At 49.8% G+C, this 305-nt stretch carries 1 pseudogene; it reads left to right on the top strand.

Annotated elements, in window-relative coordinates:
- A pseudogene (locus ACYVUV_RS12405) lies at positions 1–305 on the top strand (ISNCY family transposase); the annotation flags it as partial.

Genomic DNA, 305 nt, shown 5'->3' with positions numbered 1-305 from the left:
GAGCACATCTCTGTTTCTTACACCAAGGTCTATAACCTGCTTAAGGACAATTACATCCTTTCGCCAAAGCCTTGGAGGCAAACTAAGCGGAAAATGGCCAAAAAGAAGTGGTACCGGGATCACCCAAAGCAGACAACCAAAGTTTCCGAAGAGGTTATCGACCACCAGGTAGCCTTGGAAGACGCACATCCTCGCCACGAGCGCTGTAAGTACTTCGGTGAGGAAATTCAAATGGATGCCTCTTCCCTGCTCTGGTTTGGCGATAAGAAGGCTCACCTGCACCTAGCCATAGACAACGCCACAGG

The organism is Lactobacillus sp. WILCCON 0149 (assembly GCF_057197965.1).
This window is presented reverse-complemented; position numbering and strand designations above follow the sequence as displayed.